This is a genomic window from Noviherbaspirillum saxi (assembly GCF_003591035.1).
Lineage (GTDB): Bacteria > Pseudomonadota > Gammaproteobacteria > Burkholderiales > Burkholderiaceae_D > Noviherbaspirillum > Noviherbaspirillum saxi.
Genome location: NZ_QYUO01000003.1, coordinates 327,456 through 342,861, shown reverse-complemented (window position 1 = coordinate 342,861; position 15,406 = coordinate 327,456). Strand labels below are relative to the sequence as shown.

Annotated in this window: 10 protein-coding genes; 8 read left to right on the top strand and 2 right to left on the bottom strand. The window is 58.9% G+C overall.

Annotated features, from left to right (window positions below):
* The gene (locus D3871_RS24755) at positions 1–756 is read right to left on the bottom strand and encodes an electron transfer flavoprotein subunit beta/FixA family protein (RefSeq protein ID WP_119771787.1); all 756 of its coding nucleotides are present in this window, start codon (positions 754–756) and stop codon (positions 1–3) included.
* A gap of 477 nt (positions 757–1,233) precedes the next feature.
* Here D3871_RS24755 and D3871_RS24750 point away from each other — a divergent pair, with 477 nt between their 5' ends.
* Together D3871_RS24750 and D3871_RS24745 are read left to right on the top strand one after the other, a co-directional pair.
* Positions 1,234–2,337, top strand: a complete 1,104-nt coding sequence (locus D3871_RS24750) for an ABC transporter substrate-binding protein (RefSeq protein ID WP_233575895.1) — start codon at positions 1,234–1,236, stop codon at positions 2,335–2,337.
* A 280-nt stretch (positions 2,338–2,617) separates the two neighbouring features.
* Positions 2,618–3,763, top strand: a complete 1,146-nt coding sequence (locus D3871_RS24745) for an acyl-CoA dehydrogenase family protein (protein WP_119771785.1) — start codon at positions 2,618–2,620, stop codon at positions 3,761–3,763.
* Between the two features lie 231 nt (positions 3,764–3,994).
* Here D3871_RS24745 and D3871_RS24740 read toward each other — a convergent pair whose 3' ends face one another.
* Positions 3,995–6,706 (bottom strand): winged helix-turn-helix domain-containing protein, encoded by a 2,712-nt coding sequence (locus tag D3871_RS24740; protein ID WP_233575804.1) that lies wholly within the window; start codon positions 6,704–6,706, stop codon positions 3,995–3,997.
* 295 nt (positions 6,707–7,001) lie between these two features.
* On the opposite strand from D3871_RS24740, the gene D3871_RS24735 reads away from it, so the two are divergent.
* From D3871_RS24735 to D3871_RS24710, 6 genes are all read left to right on the top strand, one after another.
* Positions 7,002–7,778 carry an enoyl-CoA hydratase/isomerase family protein gene (locus D3871_RS24735; protein ID WP_119771783.1) on the top strand — a complete coding sequence of 259 codons (777 nt, stop codon included), beginning with the start codon at positions 7,002–7,004 and terminating at the stop codon, positions 7,776–7,778.
* A gap of 66 nt (positions 7,779–7,844) precedes the next feature.
* Entirely contained in the window at positions 7,845–9,089 is a 1,245-nt protein-coding gene (locus D3871_RS24730; RefSeq protein WP_119771782.1) for a thiolase family protein, read from the top strand.
* 75 nt (positions 9,090–9,164) lie between these two features.
* Positions 9,165–10,079 carry an SDR family NAD(P)-dependent oxidoreductase gene (locus tag D3871_RS24725; protein ID WP_119771781.1) on the top strand — a complete coding sequence of 305 codons (915 nt, stop codon included), beginning with the start codon at positions 9,165–9,167 and terminating at the stop codon, positions 10,077–10,079.
* Positions 10,080–10,355: 276 nt separating this feature from the next.
* On the top strand, positions 10,356–11,924 hold the full coding sequence (locus D3871_RS24720; RefSeq protein ID WP_119771780.1) for a class I adenylate-forming enzyme family protein: 1,569 nt from the start codon (positions 10,356–10,358) through the stop codon (positions 11,922–11,924).
* Between the two features lie 494 nt (positions 11,925–12,418).
* A complete protein-coding gene (locus tag D3871_RS24715) occupies positions 12,419–13,774 on the top strand; it encodes a DUF1329 domain-containing protein (RefSeq protein WP_119771779.1) in 1,356 nt (451 codons plus the stop codon).
* 117 nt (positions 13,775–13,891) lie between these two features.
* Positions 13,892–15,370, top strand: a complete 1,479-nt coding sequence (locus D3871_RS24710; RefSeq protein WP_119771778.1) for a DUF1254 domain-containing protein — start codon at positions 13,892–13,894, stop codon at positions 15,368–15,370.
* Positions 15,371–15,406: the final 36 nt, after the last annotated feature.

The following is a 15,406-nucleotide window of genomic DNA, read 5'->3' as shown; positions in this document are numbered from 1 at the left end:
TTACAGCACCTTGGCCGTGTTCTTTAGTTTTTCCACCAGCGTCTTCACGTCCGGCACGACAATGCCGGCACTGCGCTGTGGCGGTTCGCTGACTTTCAAGGTCTTCAGGCGCGCTGCGATATCGACACCCAGATCGACCGCCTTGACCACGTCCAGCGGCTTCTTCTTCGCCTTCATGATGTTCGGTAGAGTCACATAGCGCGGTTCGTTCAGGCGCAGGTCGCTCGTGACCACCGCAGGCAGTTGGATCGATAGGGTTTCGAGACCACCGTCGATTTCGCGCGTGACGGTCGCGCTGGCCTTGTCGGCGGCGACTTCAATCTTGCTGGCGAAGGTTGCTTGCGGGCGGCGCATCAAGCCGGCCAGCATCTGGCCAACCTGGTTGGCATCGTCGTCAATGGCTTGCTTGCCGGCGATGACGAGGGCAGGTTGTTCCTTGTCGGCGATGGCTTTCAATAGCTTGGCCACGGCCAGTGGCTGCAACTCGGCATCCGACTCCACCAGGATTGCGCGGTCGGCACCGATTGCCAGCGCCGTGCGCAGGGTTTCCTGGCAGGCGTTGACGCCGCACGACACGACCACCACTTCGGTGGCAACGCCGGCTTCCTTCAGCCGCACGGCTTCTTCCACGGCGATCTCATCAAACGGGTTCATCGACATCTTGGCATTGCCCAGCTCGACGCCGCTGCCATCGGATTTCACGCGCGCCTTTACGTTGAAGTCCAACACGCGTTTGACCGGTACGAGTACTTTCATTCCCATGCTCTCCACAAACTGATTGAGCCGGTCGTTGCCGGCATGGTGTCACCAAGCGAAACGCGCAAGGGAGATAACCCCAGCAAGGGATATAACCCCAATCAGAGCGGCCGCTTCGGCGAAGAGTGTAAATGTACCGCGGCAAAACAGCGGCGACTCCCCACCTTCCGGGGGGGTATGGATATGGGAGGGTTAGGGTGTGGGAGTCGCAGTGGTCTGGCTGGCAAGGTTTCCACCGTGGTCGTTGGGAATTTCACATCAGCCGGCGCGTCGCCTTCCCTCCCAAATGGAGAGGTGGAGACATCGTTGTCATATGGTTATTGTTGTGCGTCGATCACCGGGAGCGCATCTGGCAAGGACAGCCCTCGTGCGGTTGATGGCAATCGAGAAGGCAAAGTTTTTCTTATTCGCGTTTTCAAACACAATGGGAAATTGGAGGAACGAATGGGAATGACAGGGGTTTGGCGTTACTTGGCTGTGCTCGTCCTGGCTACTGGTTTTCATTTGGGCGCGTTTGCCCAGGGCGTGACATCCGATCAAGTGTTGCTGGGAACTTCGCGTCCGATGTCCGGCCCGATAACATCCATTGCGAATGAGGTATTCACCGGCGTTGGCGTCTATTTGGACCATATCAACATGCAGGGAGGTGTGAATGATCGCAAGATAGTCCTGCTCGAGCTCGACGACGCCTACGATCCCGGACGCGCTGTCGCCAACGTCAAGCGCTTGATCGAGAAGGACAAGGTCTTTGCCCTGTTCGGTGTCGCCGGCGCAGCAGCCAATATGGCGATCATGCCCTTGCTGGCCGACGCGGGGATCCCAAGTATCGCACCGCTAAGTTCCTCGGAGGCATTACGCAAGCCCTTCAACCGGTATGTCTTTCATGTCATGTGCGGCATGGCGGACGAGGTCAATAAGCTTGCCGAGCACATGGCTGTCCGAGGCATCGACAAGGTAGGCGTCGTGTACATGAATGGCGCGTTTGGGGAGGAAGGTTTGGCGCTCGCCGAACGAGCGCTTGCGGCGAACAAGATCGCCATCACCGCGAAGAGCAGCCTGGAGGCTAACGGGGCTGACACGGACGAGGTGAGCGCGTATATCGCCAAGTCGGCGCCCAAAGCCGTTCTCCTGCTGACCGCTGGCAGGCAAACCATCGATTTCGTGAAGACCTACAACCGACGTTCGCCCGGTGCTCAGTATTTTGGCACTAGCACATTGGGATTGCACGTCATCGGCAAGGCCTTGGGTAAGGACGGTGCTGGCATGGTTGCGACAGAGATTGTGCCGTATCCGTACTCCGCGACCAGTAGGGTGGTGATGGAATACCAGAAGCTGATGCGCCAGCGTGGACTGAAATATTCCGAGGAATCGATGGCGGGATTCCTCTACGCCAAGTTCCTCGTCGAAGGCTTGCGCCGCACCGGTCGGGATTTGACGCGCGAGCGATACATGCACACGCTCGAAACCATGGGAAGAATCGACTTCGATGGCTATAGTGTCAACTACAGCAAGAACGACCATTCAGGGACACGTTACGTCGACTTGGTGTTTCTTTCCCGGGATGGCGATATTCGTCGCTGACATCACTCTCTTTCTGTCGTCCGCTTGTCAACGCACGCGATTCATCCTTTGTAAATCGACAACGAAGGAGCTAGCGTTCCCCCTCCCAAGACGGGAGGCGCGAAATCCATATGACGAGGCTCATGCTTGAGACGTTGTGATATGGCGAAGGCAAGGGCGCATCGTCAGGCCTGTGCTGGCCCGTTGCTTGGCGATCAGGTCGCGCTTCAGCAGGCTGTTGAAACATAGTCATATCACCCCCGTAATTCCATCGAATGTCCGGTCTATTAAGAGGAGAAAAATGAGTGATACATCAGCAGTCTTCCTGAGCGAGCAGGAAGTCATGATTCGCGACGCTGCCAGGAAGGTGGCGAGGGAAGTGGTAGCGGCGACGGCAGCAGAGCGCGATCGCACCGCGGCATGGCCGCGCGATGAGTTGAGGGCAGCCGCCGAACTCGGTTTTCTCGGCATGCACGTTCCGGAGGAATTTGGCGGTTCCGGCCTCAGCTTTGTCGAATACTGCCTGGCCATTGAAGAATTCGCTTATGCGGATGCCGGCTTTGCCACCATCTTGCATGTTCACAACGGCATGGCCGACATGGTGCACCGTGTCGGAACCGAAGAGCAAAAGCGTCAATATCTGCGCGGCATGACATCGGGCGAGACGATTGCCGCGGGCCTTTTGACCGAACCGCAGGCAGGTTCGGATACGGGGGCATTCCGCACCACTGCACGCCGCGAAGGATCGCATTATGTTCTGAACGGCAGCAAGCAGTTCATTTCTAACGGCAACGAAGCCGGCATCGCCTTCGCTATCGCCGCGCACACCGAAACGCCCGAAGGCAAGAAGGGCGCCAGCATGATCATCATCGATCCGCGCACGCCCGGCTATAACGTGACGCGCGTCGAGAACAAGATGGGCCAGCGTTCCGCCCATGTTGCGGCGATCCAGCTGGACAACTGCCGCGTACCTGTCGAGAACATCATCGGCGAAGAGGGCACTGCCTATGCGCGCCTGTTGGCCACGCTGTCCGAAGGTCGCATCGGCATCGCTGCCGTGGCAGTCGGCGCGGCTCGGGCAGCACTGGAAGCGGCGGTGCAGTACGCCAAGGAGCGTGAAGCTTATGGCGCTCCGATCATCAAACTGCAAGGTGTCGCTTTCGACTTGGCCGACATGGCAACGCAAGTTGAGGTCGCGCACCAATTCGTGTTGCATGCGGCACGTCTTCATGCAGCGGGCGTACCCTGCGCAAAGGAAGCGTCGATGGCCAAGCTGTTCGCCAGCGAGATGGCGGAAAAGGTGTGCTCCGATGCCTTGCAAATCCACGGCGGCTACGGTTATCTGAACGACTTCCCGGTCGAGCGGTATTGCCGTGATGTGCGTGTGACCAAGATTTATGAAGGCACAAGCCACATTCAAAAAGTGATCATTGCGCGCAACCTGTAACGATGCATTGGGATTCGATCTCGGCGAAGCCTATGGCTTTGGTTTCGCCGTACATGGATCGCGACACAAACGCTGGCCAAGGAATGGGGCTGCCAAGGCAGGCTGGAAGAAGCAGCCGGTTCCATCTATCTGTTCTGCATCCCGGGATCGAACTACGTCACCGGCTAGCGTGGTGGCCAACCGGCTACGCTGATCGTCGCACGGCATGCTTGCAGGGGGCCGCGCGAGCTACTATTTGAGAAATCCCCGCTGCCGGGCCACGGCAATTGCATCGTACCGGCTCGATACGCCCAGTTTTGCCAGAATATTCTTCACATTCCATTTCACCGTTCCAAAGGTGATGTTAAGCGTCAGCGCGATGCGCTTGTTTGACATCGCTTGCGCCATCAGGCCAAGGATTTCCAATTCGCGCGGTGTCAACGTTCCTCGCTGAATGTCAAGGTTGCCGCGAGCCGCAGGTGCTGCATCCTGCGACAAGCTGGTATGGGCAGTTCTTTCCAGCAGTTCAGTTAGATATCGCGCAACCGGGCGATCCAGGCTTGCTGCATCCCGGAGGCCCGCGAGCAAATCTCCAACGTGTTCCCACTCATCGAGAATGGTCCGGACAAGACCAAGCCTTGCTCCCGTTTGCAAGGCTTGAACCAGGCACCTGCTTGTCTCTTCATCTTGCTTGAGGCTGTCGTGCGCGATTGCCGTGAGCAGATTCGCGCTGACCATGGTTCTGCCGCGCCCGTACTTTTCGGCAAAACGACGCGCTTCGGACAGCGCCTCCAGCGCTTCCTTGGGATTGCAGTCAACGAGGGCGAGCCGTGCGCGCGCAAACGCCGCAATGGCAGGTATCTCGGCAAGAAAACCGGTCGCGTCGCGATAAATGGAACTAAGCGCATTGAGTTTCGCCACCCGCTCGGCGGCGAGGATATGGTCGCCCATCGCAAGAAGAATCTTCACCTGCTCGGCGAACATATACGCCATGGGACGATCCAGGCCGAGAATATTGAAATGGGCTGCCTGCGTTTCCAGGAAAGCGAAGGCCGCCTTTGGCGCCCCCTGCAAGACGTCAATCCGTGCGCGGCAGATCGAGGCGCGTCCCATCACATCCGGGTTTGAAGACCGAAGAGTGCCCGTGCGATTGGCAAGGACTTCGAGTGCGTCGTCGATTCGATCAAGCTCATAGTACGCATCGCAGACTGCGGCGGCGCAGATGTTCGCAGGGACTGACACGCGTCCAAACGTTTCTTCCGAACGGGCGAGAATGCTTGAGCCGATGCGTTCGGCTTCCTTGACATTCCCTTCCGTCAAACACATCTGCGCGCGAACGCTTGCGAAGACCAATGCCATATCGTTTTCGCGATTTTCGGGATTGATCGGATTGTCGTCGTAAAGCTTGCACGCATCTTCATAGCGGCCAAGCGATAGGTATGCTGTCGCGAGTCCCGCCAGACTGGCGTAGCGCATGGTCTGATTTTCGAGCGGCACCTTGTGGGCGGGTTCGAGCAAATCAATCACCCGCTCCATGTCCTCGCGTTGCACCGCGATTGCAGCATCCATCAAGGCGAATTTGGAGGAAATGGCCGGATTTTTTGCCGCGTCCGTTTTCCGAATCTGCTCGAGCCATCGTTCCGCCGTATCGGCTCTACCGGTAAACGCGTAAGTCAGGCATCCAAGAAAAAAGAGTTTGGGATGGGAAAACAATGTCTCCTGCGGCAAGCGGTCGAGCAGATGCAGCATGGGGCTGATATACGCGAAGCCCCAGGTTCCCGAGGCGGCTTGTTCCATGGCATTGGCCGCATAATCAAGATCGCCGCCCAAATTGGCGTGGCGAATGGATTCGACAAGAAGATCGTGCTCCGCAAACCACTGGCTGGCACGCCGGTGGATAGCGTCGACCGCGGCTTGTCCTCGTTGGGATAAGCGTTGTGCAAGAAATTCGCCGAACAGCGGATGGAAGCGATACCACGGCGTGCTATCGTCGGAATCGACGCGGTATATCAGAAGGTTCTCGTCCTCTGCACGCTTGATCAGTTCGGCGGCGTGCGCATTCTCCGTGACGAATTCCGCGAGGTCTGCATTGAAGCGACGGAAGATCGAGATCTGCTCCATGAATTCGACCAGTTCCGGTGGCAGGTAAGCAACGACGTCCTCGGCCAGGTACGATTGCAGGTCCGTTGATTTCCACAGGAGAGAGCGCAGCTTTGAACGTTTCGCCGGACGGATCCGCAACATGGTGGCGATCGGCTGAAGGCTGGCCGGCCAGCCATTGGTCAGGTCGTGGATCAATCGCACCTCGTCCGCAGTCAGCTTCAGCGTGCTGAGGTTTTGTTCAAAGAATGCGCGCGTTTCTTCCAATTCGAAAGGCAATTCCGCGAATTCGATTTCTTCGACTTGTCCCTGCATGCGCAGGCGACCAAGGCTGAGCGGCGGCGTGGTACGCGAGGAAATAACGATATGCAGGTTGGCAGGACAATGATCGAGCAGTTTTTGCATCAACTTGTGCGAGGACGGGGCCTCGACATGCTGGTAGTCATCGATCAGAAGATAGAGCTCCTTGCCGTTTTTTTCCGCAGCGCTGGCCACGATGGCAACCACGGCATCCATCGACTGGGCGCTGCCTCCCGTATGCAGCATGTCGCCTTCGCCGTCGATGCCAAGACGCTGCAAGGCAGCTAGCAGGTAGGAGCAGAAACTTGGGAACTGCTTGTCGTCGTGGCTTAGCGACAGCCACGCGACTTCGATGCCCGCCCGCATGAGTTCTTGCCGCCATTGCGCGAGCAAAATGGTTTTTCCGAAGCCGGCACCTCCAGTGATAAAGGCAGCAGTGTAATGCTGTGCCTCACGCAAGCGGGCAAGCAGGCGGGTACGCGGAATATGGCGGGCATTGATGCGCGGCGGCGAAAATTTCGTCGCGACGAGAAGATTCTTGGGATTCATTACAGACGTTTGCATGGATTTTCAGCCCTTGTGCTTATGGCGCTGACTCGGAGTTGCATTGCGCTAATTTGCGTACACCAACAAAAGTTACGTGCGCATCTGCACTGTTTATCGCATTGCAATTTTCGAAGGAAAGAACACGGAACGCTTTTTTATCCTAGCACGTAACCATGCAATTAAGCACTGCATTGTCCGCTCGAAATGACCTAGCAGGCAGACCGTCCGCAAGGGGAGGGGCATGGTAGGGATGGCTTGTCGTACCTTGGCTTGGGTAGCAACACGGCATGTGATTTTGATTGAGGAGAAGAAGTTGAGCGAAAACGTTTCTTTCGAGGTGAAGGGCCAGGTTGGCTGGATCACCTTGACCCGCCCCAAGGCGATGAATGCCTTGAGCCGCGACATGTTCGAAGACATGACTGCGCAGTTGCGCAACTGGCAAGACGACGAGGCGGTGCGCGTGGTGGTGCTGACCGGCACCGGCCCCGCCTTTTGCGCCGGCGCCGACCTCAAAGCCGCCGGCGGTGCGCCGCAGCCGGGCGAACCGGATTTCCTGGACACCATCGTGGTGTTCTTCGACTTGCTGCGCGCATTCCCCAAGCCGGTGATCGCGGCCGTCAACGGCCTGGCGCTGGCCGGCGGCATGGAAGCGGTGTTGTGCTGCGACTTCGTGATCGCGGCGCACAGCGCCAAGTTCGGCGATGCGCATTCGAACTTCGGCGTGTTCCCGGGCGGTGGCGGCGCCGCCGTGCTGCCGCGCAAGATCCCGCACAACATCGCGATGTACCTGCTGTTCACCGGCGATGCCTTGCCGGCGGCGGACATGAAGACCTATGGCCTGGTCAGCGAAGTGGTGGCCGATGGCGAACTGGTTGATCGCGTGCAGGCGATTGGCGACAAGCTGGCCAGGAAGAGCCCGCTGGTGTTGCGCAACATGAAGAAAGTGGCCAACGAAGCGGCTGACAAGTCGGTGGCCGATGCGCTGCGCCACGAAGTGCTGGCGCTGCGCAACCACCAGCGCTCGTACGACATGGCCGAAGGCTTGCGCGCGTTCGCCGAAAAGCGCGCGCCCGATTTCAAGGGCTATTGATTCTTACTCCCCTCTCCCGCAGGCGGGAGAAGGGAGTACACCGATTCTCAAGACAAGGACTCATTCATGGAAAACATTTACATCGTCGGCGTCGGCATGACGCTGTTCGGCCGCCACACCGACAAGACCGTCAAGCAACTGACCGCCTGGGCGGTGGAAGACGCCTTGCAGGATGCCGGCTGCGACCGCAAGCACATCCAGGCCGCGTTCTACGGCAACTGCACGCAAGGCCACTTCGACGGCCAGCACATGATCCGCGGCCAGGTGGCGCTGTTGCCGCTGGGCCTGGACGGCATCCCGATCTACAACCTCGAAGGCGCGTGCGCCTCGTCCAGCCACGCGTTCAACCTGGCCGTCACCCAGCTCAAGGCGGGTGCGGCCGACGTGGCGATTGCCGTCGGTGCGGAAAAAATGTTCTACAGCGACAAGGCCAAGATGTTCTCGGCCTTCGAATCGGCGTGGGACATCGAAACCTTCGAAGACAACAAGCATTACCTGGCGGCGATGGGCAAGAGCATCGTGCCGCCGGAGGGGTCGCAGTCGCCCAAGCCGTACAGCCCGTTCATGGACGTGTATGCGGCCCTGGGCCGTGGCGGCCTGATGGAGCGCTTCGGCATCACCCAGCGCCAGCTGGCGGCCGTGTCGTCGAAGAACCATGGCCATTCGGTGCACAACGCGCGTTCGCAATACCGCAACGCGATGGGCATCGAGGAAATCCTGGCGGCGCCGCCGATCACCTATCCGATCACGCTGCCGATGTGTTCGCCGATTTCCGACGGCGCGGCGGCGGCGATCGTGTGCACCGAGTCGGCGCTGGAGAAATACGGTTTCGACAAGCGCCGCGCGATCAAGGTGCTGGCCTCGGTGGTGCGGTCGGCCTCGGCGCGCGCGGCCGATGACTTCGACCAGGGCTGCACCCATCTGGCGGGCAAGGCGGCATTCGAACAAGCCGGCATCAGTCCCAAGGATGTCGACGTGGCCGAAGTGCACGATGCGACCGCGATCGGCGAGCTGCTGTCGATCGAAGCGCTGGGCCTGTGCGCGCCGGGGCAGTCCGGGGTGATGGCCGAGCGCGGCGACAGCGCCCTCGGCGGCAAGCTGCCGGTCAATCCGTCGGGCGGCCTGGAATCGAAGGGGCATCCGATCGGCGCCACCGGCATCGGCCAGATCTTCGAACTGGTCGAGCAGTTGCGCGGCAACTGCGGCAAGCGCCAGGTCGACGGCGCGCGCATTGCGCTGCAGGGCAATGGCGGCGGCTTGTGGCGCGTCGAGGAATCCACCGAACACGTCGGGATATTTGCAAAGGCTTAAGCAAGCTTGAGCACGGGCGGCCACTAGCGGTCGCCCGTGATGATTTCAATTCGAAATTTTTTTGAGGGTAATACCATGACAATTCGCTTTGACGGCCGTGTGGCCATTGTGACGGGTGCCGGCAACGGCCTGGGCCGCGTGCATGCGCTGGAATTGGCCAAGCTTGGTGCCAGGCTGGTGATCAACGACTTCGGCGGCAGCCGCGACGGCAAGAGCGGCGGCAGTTCGTCGGAGGCGGCGCTGGCCGTGGTCGAGGAAATCAAGGCGCTGGGCGGGGCGGCGATTGCCAATGGCGCCAACGTGGCGGACTTCGAGCAAGTCAGCGCGATGGTCGAGCAGGCCAAGGCCGAGTTCGGCCGCGTCGACATCCTGATCAACAACGCCGGCATCCTGCGCGACAAGACCCTGTCGAAGATGGACATGGCCGACTTCCGCGCGGTGGTCGATGTGCACCTGATGGGCTCGGCCTACTGCACCAAGGCGGTATGGGACACGATGCGCGAACAGAACTATGGCCGCATCCTGATGACGACCTCGGCGGCGGGTCTGTTCGGCAACTTCGGCCAGGCCAACTATGGCGCGGCGAAGATGGCGGTAGCGGGGCTGATGAACATGCTGGCCATCGAAGGCAAGAAGAACGACATCCGGGTCAACACGCTGGCGCCGATCGCGGCCACCCGCATGACCGAAGACGTGATGCCGGAAGCGCTGCTCAAGGCAGTGCGTCCGGAACAAGTGACGCCGGGTGCGCTGTACCTGGTGAGCGAGGATGCGCCGAGCAAGGTGATTCTGGGGGCGGGCGCCGGCGTGTTCTCGTCGGTGCGCCTGGTCGAGACGGCGCCGGTGTACCTTGGCGGCGAACTGACGCCCGATACCGTGGCAGCGCATTTCGCGCAGATCAGCGACTGGAGCACGGCGGTGCCGCGCGACGATGCCAACCAGCAAGTGGCGGCCTTCTTCGAAACCGCCATGAAGGGCCTGAAGGCTTGAGATATTCGCCGATGTAGATCAGTGGTGAGTAAGGCTTTGGAATCCCGGCTTTCAGCGTGGGCCGGGATTCGCGCGACAGAGGTGCCGGGTGCGTATCGACTTAAAGAGCGGGGAAAGGTGCACAACGACGGTGCGCCGCCTCAGCTTCGGACTAAGGGATATTCTTGGCGTCCACAATGGGAGGGCGCATGATTGGCATTGATCCGTACCATGGCATGGTTTTACTCTTATAACATGGGCGGAGTGCCCGACGGGAAATACAGGAAGGAGACTTGGATGAAAACGAATTTCGCACGCATGATGGGCAATCTCGCCCTACGTTTCGGCGACTGCGAGGCACTGGTCAATATCGAGCGCAATCGCCGCTATACCTACCGCGAATTCCAGTCGGTCACCAATCGCATCGTGAACATGATGCGCGAGCGTTTGCAATTGCGCCGCGGCGATATTTACCTTTGTATCCTTGAGAACGACAACATGTCCCTGATGCATGTCTGGACCGCTCTCAAAGGCGAGGCTGCCGTCGCCTACACCAATTTCCGCGATTCATTTGAGGAACACTGCCGCCAGGCCGAGTACATGCGTCCCAAGGTGGTGTTTATCGAGACCGCGCTGCTCGATCGGTATTACGACAGGCTGCGCGCACAAGGCGCCACGGTGGTGTGCATGGATCCGCCTCCGGCCGAGCGCGAAGGCTTGCTGTACTTCTGGGATCTGCTGGAAGGCGTATCGGACGCCAATCCCGATGTCGAAAGCGATACGCGCAACGACATTCTGGTGTATCGCTTCACCGGCGGTACGACCGGCAAGGGCAAGTGTGCCCAATACTCGATGGACAACTGGCTGGCATGCCGGGATTCCATGTTCATGGAGCCCGATCAGTTCCAGCTTCCGGACACGCGCTTTCTGCACATGGCACCGATCAGCCACGGCTCCGGATTCGGGGTGCTGGCAACCCTGTTCCGCGGCGCATGCACCGTCACGCAGAACATCCCGGATCTAGCGTTGATGTGCAAGAACATCGAGGCGGAGAAGATCACGATGACTTTGCTGCTGCCGACGCTGGTGTATCGCCTGCTCGAAATGCCGGAGGCGACCAAGTACGATCTTTCTTCACTGCGCAGCATTGCCTACGGCGGTGCGCCGATGAGCCCGACCAAGCTCAGGCAAGCGCAAGAACGCTTCGGCAACATATTCCTGCAATTCTACGGTTCGACCGAATGTCTTCAGACCATCGGTCTGCTCGGCAAGAGCGATCACCTCACAGCGACCGAACATCAGCTTGGGTCTGCTGGCCGAATCCAGCCGGGCGTGGAAATGATGATCGTCGACGATGCGGGAAAAGAAGTGCCATCCGGCGTCACCGGCGAGATCTGGGTCCGCTGCCGCGGCGTCATCTCCGGCTATTACAACAACCCGGAAGGCACCGCCGCAGAATTCGAGAACGGTTTCTGGAAATCGGGCGATCTTGGTCACCTCGACAAGGAAGGCTTCGTCTATCTGGTCGACCGCAAGAAGGACATGATCATCACGGGTGGCTTCAATGTCTACGCGATCGAAGTGGAAGCCGCACTTAGCTCGCATCCAGCCGTATCGATGTCGGCGGTGGTCGGTGTACCGCATGATGAATGGGGTGAGGCCTTGCACGCCGAGGTGAAGCTCAAGGTCGGCGAGGAAGTGACCGCCGAAGCCTTGATCGAACACGTCAAAGGCATACTCGGCCGTTTCAAGGCGCCCAAGACCGTCGTGTTTGTCGATGCGCTGCCTGTCAGCGTAGTCGGCAAGGTGCTGCGCCGCGAGGTGCGTGAAAAGTACTGGAAGGACAGGGCGCGTCGCGTCTCGTAGGCGTTCTGTAGCCCTTGCCGTAATGGGCTGGACTGCGCCCGCAGTGCTCCCTTCTCCCGCAAGCGGGAGAAGGGGTGGGGATGAGGGTGTTTGTCAAGGGACGCGCTCTTGCAAGCACCCTCACCCCTACGCCGGGCGCCCCCTCCCCCCTGCGAGAGAGGGGGAGGCGCATTTGACGCGGGTCAAAGAATATCTGTCAACCTGCTTAACCGTTCTTTGTAATAAAGACGTGTGGAGGCCATGCATCATCATGTGCAATGTTCTTCCTTCGCGGCGCTTCATGCCGGCATGTCCCTTACCGGCATGAGTTCGCTCTTCTGTTTTCTCTCCTTATGGGCGAATGCGTTTCCGGACACGCCTATCTACCACTCGATGCAGTCCTATTCGACGCCCTTCCAAGTGAGCCGGAAAAAGTCAGTCGCGCCAAAAATCTCATGAAACAAGTTTAGAAGCAGTTTTGAAGTTGAACCACAAAAAAGGAAATAGTTAGCAATATGAAGCACTTGGTAAAGGCAATGATCGCAGCCGGCTTGCTGGCTGCCCAAGCAGGAGCACTCCACGCAGCCGTGAGTGCAGACGAAGCGAAGAAACTGGGCACCACGCTGACCCTGGTCGGTGCGGAAAAAGCCGGTAACAAGGACGGTACGATTCCCGAATACACAGGCGGTCTGACCACACCGCCGGCAGGCTTCGTCAAGGGGAGCGGTGTGCGCCCCGACCCGTTCGCCAGCGAAAAGCCGCTGTTCTCGATCGATGCGAAAAACATGGCCCAGTATGCCGACAAGCTGACCGATGGCACGAAGGCTTTGATGAAGGGAAATGCCGACTATCGTATCGACGTGTACAAGACACATCGTACTGCGGCCTACCCGAAGTCCGTGCTCGACAATACGGTAAAGAACGCGACCAAGGCGAGCCTGGACGCGAATCTGGATCCGCACGGCGCACGCGCGGGCATCCCATTCCCGATTCCGAAAACCGGCGCCGAGGTAATGACGAACTTCCTTACGGCCTATAAGGGACAGGGGTTCACGATTCCAAAGTACCGCGCCTACAACGTCGACAGCTCAGGCAAGGCGGTGCTGTCGACCCAGGGCGTCTGGACACAGGAAAGCGTTTACTATGATGAATCGAAGGCAGGGGATCCCACCCTGCTCGCCCGGGCCAAGGTGTCCTACACCGGGCCGGCGCGCCGTGCAGGCGAAGCGATCCTGTCTCAGGAAATGCTCGTCTACGGCGACAAGGGGAGCCGCAGATGGCAGTACCTGCCGGGGCAGCGCCGCGTGCGCCTGGCGCCGGATCTTGCCTATGACGCACCGAATCCGAGTACCTCCGGCATGTCGACCATCGACGATATCAATCTGTTCGCCGGCAAAATGGACCGCTTCGATTGGAAGCTGGTCGGCAAGAAGGAAATGTACGTCCCGTACAACACCTACAAGCTGACCTACACCGACAAGGCGGAAGACGTCTTCGGCCCCAAGTTCGTCAATCCGGCGATGGTGCGCTGGGAACTGCATCGCGTTTGGGTGGTGGAGGCGACGCTGAAGGAAGGCAAGCGCCACATCTACTCGAAACGCACCTTCTACGTGGACGAGGATAGCTGGATTGCTCTTGCCAGCGACCAGTACGACGGCCGCGGACAACTATGGCGTCCGGGTTTTGCGTACTTGACGCAGTCTTACGATATGTTGGCTTCGACTGCGACCATGGTAGGTCATTTCGACCTGATCGCCGGTACGTATTACATCAACCTGTGGCCAGGCTCGGGTGGCGTGAAGATCGCCGACGAACGCCAGCCTGATTCGGCCTGGTCGCCGGAAGGCCTTGCAGGAGCAGGTGTACGCTGACGAGCCTATCGTCCGTCATGGCCGCTGGCGATCAGTTTTTCCCCAGCGGCCGTGCATCGTTGCATTTTTCAAGCAGTAGCACGACACCACCGATCGTAAATTAGGAGACACGCTCGCATGAAAATCAAACAACGCTCCATCGCAAGCAAGGCAATCCGCCTGGCCATCTCTGCATCGCTGGCCGGCATCGGTCTGGTCATGGGCTCGACCGCCAGTGCAATGACTCCCGCGACCAAGCTCACCTCCGCAGAATCGAAGTCTGTTGCGCTCACACCCGCCGAGGCGCGCGCCATTGCGAAGGAAGCCTATAGCTACGGGTACTCGCCGGTGGACAGCTATCGCATCCTGTACTCCTATTTCGTCGATCGCAACGATCCTGAATACAAGGGCGGGTGGAACACGATCTACAACAATGCGCGCGTGTTCACGCCTGATGACAAGGCGATGCAATCGCCGAACGCGGATACGCCTTATTCGAATCTCGGTCTGGATTTGCGGACGGAACCGATGGTGTTGTCCGTGCCTGCCGTCGAACAAAACCGCTACTACACGCTTCAAGTCAATGACCTCTTTACCCACATCGCCGGTTATATCGGTACGCGCACCACCGGTAACGGCGCTGGCAATTTCCTGGTCGCGGGGCCGAACTGGAAAGGAAAGATGCCAAAAGGCATCAAGGCCGTGATCCGGTCCGAAACGGAACTGACCTACGTTTTTTACCGGACTCAGCTTTTCAAGCCGGATGACATCGAGAATGTGAAGAAAGTCCAGGCCGGCTACAAGGTCCAGCCGCTTTCCGCTTTCCTCGGCAAGCCTGCTCCGGCAGCTGCGCGTCCAATTGATTTCATGAAGCCGCTCACTAAGGAGCAGCAGCGTAACTCGCTCGAATTTTTTGACATTCTGAACTTCGTCCTGCAGTTCTATCCGACGACGCATCCCTCCGAAAAAGCGCTCATGGAACGCTTCGCCCAACTTGGCATCGGTGCAGGCAAGAAGTTCGATGCGCAAGCGTTCGCGCCAGAAACGCGCAAGGCGATCGAAGACGGTATTGCCGATGCATGGCTTGCCATTGCGGAAGTGGATAAACAGATTAACTCTGGTGAATTGACCAGTGGCGATATCTTTGGGTCGCGCGCGCATCTGAAGAACAATTATCTTTATCGCATGCGAGCGACCCATGGCGGCATCTGGGGCTTGTCGAAAGAAGAAGCTATCTATCCGATCTATTACGTCGATTCCGCAGGCCAAAAGCTCAATGGTGGGAGTAATCGTTATAAGTTGCGCTTTGCGCCGGGACAATTGCCACCCGCAAACGCATTCTGGTCGCTCACCATGTATGAGCTACCGGCGCGGCGGCTTGTCGCTAATCCGCTCAATCGTTACCTGATCAATTCGCCGATGCTGCCTGACCTGAAACGCGATGCAGACGGCGGAATCACGGTCTACATTCAGCACGAGTCGCCCGGCGCGGATAAGGAATCAAACTGGCTGCCTACACCGAATGCACCGTTTTTCACTGCACTGCGTCTTTATTGGCCCAAGGCTGAGGCATTGAACGGCGAATGGAAGAGGCCTGCGCTGCAGCGAGTGGATTAGCTTGTCCCTCCCAAAGAGAGGGGCGCAGGCTCGCGC